2 protein-coding genes are annotated in these 2,499 nt (G+C 68.0%); one reads left to right on the plus strand and one right to left on the minus strand.

Going from position 1 to position 2,499, the window contains the following annotated elements; translation table 11 throughout:
* Positions 1–249: 249 nt before the first annotated feature.
* The gene (glnA, locus tag ACFWY6_RS45070; protein WP_266867754.1) at positions 250–1,659 is read right to left on the minus strand and encodes a type I glutamate--ammonia ligase; all 1,410 of its coding nucleotides are present in this window, start codon (positions 1,657–1,659) and stop codon (positions 250–252) included.
* Between the two features lie 218 nt (positions 1,660–1,877).
* On the opposite strand from glnA, the gene ACFWY6_RS45075 reads away from it, so the two are divergent.
* A complete protein-coding gene (locus tag ACFWY6_RS45075) occupies positions 1,878–2,345 on the plus strand; it encodes an RDD family protein (protein WP_384703645.1) in 468 nt (155 codons plus the stop codon).
* Positions 2,346–2,499 lie beyond the last annotated feature (154 nt).

The raw sequence follows: 2,499 nt of genomic DNA on the forward strand, positions 1-2,499 counted from the left end.
TTCACGTCCGACTATGTCTCCGCGCCCCCCCGCCCGCCCGGCCGCCGGGGCGCCCACGCCGCCGCCGGCCGCGCGCCGCCCGCCCGACGCATGCGTCTCTGATGGTGGGTCAGGTATTGGCGCCGCCGGTGCACACCCGGTGCACAAGACCCTGGAAAACAACTGGGACCAGTGAGAACTACCGAGCAGTGTCTTCCCAGGTCACAGCAGGTTTCTGAGATCTAGCCCCAGCTCACCCGACCCCACTTTTTAGATGTCGAAGTAGAGCTCAAACTCATGCGGGTGCGGCCGCAGCTGGATCGGGGCGATTTCGTTCGTGCGCTTGTAGTCGATCCACGTCTCGATCAGGTCGGACGTGAAGACGCCGCCCGCCTGCAGGTACTCGTTGTCCGCCTCCAGGGCGTCGAGGACCGCGGGGAGGGAGGTCGGGACCTGGGCGACGCCCGCGTGCTCCTCGGGGGCGAGCTCGTAGAGGTCCTTGTCGATCGGCTCCGGCGGCTCGATCTTGTTCTTGACGCCGTCGAGGCCCGCGAGGAGGAGCGCGGAGAAGGCGAGGTACGGGTTCGAGGACGGGTCCGGGGCGCGGAACTCGACGCGCTTGGCCTTCGGGTTCGAGCCCGTGATCGGGATACGCATCGCCGCGGAGCGGTTGCGCTGCGAGTACACCATGTTGACCGGGGCCTCGAAGCCGGGGACCAGACGGTGGTAGGAGTTCACCGTCGGGTTGGTGAAGGCCAGCAGCGACGGGGCGTGCTTGAGGATGCCGCCGATGTAGTAGCGGGCGGTGTCCGAGAGACCGGCGTAGCCCTGCTCGTCGTAGAACAGCGGGTCGCCGTTGGCCCACAGCGACTGGTGGACGTGCATGCCCGAGCCGTTGTCACCGAAGATCGGCTTCGGCATGAAGGTCGCGGTCTTCTCGTTGCGCCAGGCGACGTTCTTCACGATGTACTTGAAGAGCATCAGGTCGTCGGCCGCGGCGAGCAGCGTGTTGAACTTGTAGTTGATCTCCGCCTGGCCGGCCGTGCCGACCTCGTGGTGCTGGCGCTCGACCTGCAGGCCGTTCTTGTCCAGCTCCAGGGAGATCTCCGCGCGCAGGTCGGCGAAGTGGTCGACCGGCGGGGCCGGGAAGTAGCCGCCCTTGTAGCGGACCTTGTAGCCGCGATTGTTCTCGACCGCACCGGTGTTCCAGGCGCCGGCCTCGGAGTCGATGTGGTAGAAGCTCTCGTTCGCCGACGTCTGGAAGCGGACGTTGTCGAAGACGTAGAACTCCGCCTCCGGGCCGAAGTAGGCCGTGTCCGCGATGCCGGTGGAGGCGAGGTACGCCTCCGCCTTCTTCGCCACGTTCCGCGGGTCACGGCTGTACTGCTCGCCCGTGATCGGGTCGTGGATGAAGAAGTTGATGTTGACGGTCTTGTCGCGGCGGAAGGGGTCGACCCGGGCGGTCGACAGGTCCGCGCGCAGCGCCATGTCGGACTCGTGGATGGCCTGGAAGCCGCGGATCGACGAACCGTCGAAGGCCAGCTCCTCGTTCGGGTCGAACGCCGCTGCCGGGATGGTGAAGTGCTGCATCACTCCGGGCAGGTCGCAGAACCGGACATCGACGAACTTCACATCCTCGTCCGCGATGAACTTCTTTGCGTCGTCGGCGTTCTGGAACATCCAACTCCTCCTACTCCCGGCCCCCAGGTGGGTACGGGGTTGCAGCTCGTTGTGCGGCCAGTGCGGTGGCACACGCTGGGACCCGACCATAGGGACGGGGGATTTCTCAAGCATGACCCATTTGTTTCGCCGAAGTTAACCGGGCCGGGTACGCGCGGGGCGCCATTCGTCCTACCCCGCCCGTCCTCGTACGAAATCGGGCGCAGTACCGTGGTCGGGTGGACAACAGGCAAGCAATCGGATCGTGGCTGTCCGGCCCGCGTGCGGCGGCAGAGGACGCGGGCGTCGATTTCGGCTACCGGGGCGAGCAGCTCGGCCTGCCGGAGGAGGGGCCGGGCTCGATCGCGCGGCCCGGCCGGCGCATCGGCGCCGTCGCCGTCGACTGGGCCCTGTGCATGGTTATCGCATACGGCCTGTTCGCTCGCGGTGACCAGCAGGCGATGGGCAACTGGGCCCTGGGCATCTTCTTCGTGCTCAACGTACTGACCGTCGGCACGGTCGGCTGCACCCCGGGCAAGGCGCTCTTCAGGCTGCGCGTCATCGCCGAGCGCGGCGGCCGGCTCGGCATCGGCCGGGTCCTCGTCCGCAGCCTGCTGCTCTGCGTCGCCATCCCGGCGCTCATCTGGGACCGCGACGGCCGCGGCCTGCACGACCGCCTCGGGCGCGCCGTCCAGGTGCGGATTTAGCCAGGTGCGGATCTAGCCCGTACGCATACGTCGATCCCCTACGCATACGTCGATCCCCTACGCATACGTCGATGGGGGGGGCGCGGCCGCCCCGGGGGGGGGGGGGCCCCCCCATGATGTGGAGAGGCGCGGGGGGCGGCGCCCGCGCGGCGGC

The organism is Streptomyces sp. NPDC059037, assembly GCF_042740015.1.
Taxonomy (GTDB): Bacteria; Actinomycetota; Actinomycetes; order Streptomycetales; family Streptomycetaceae; genus Streptomyces.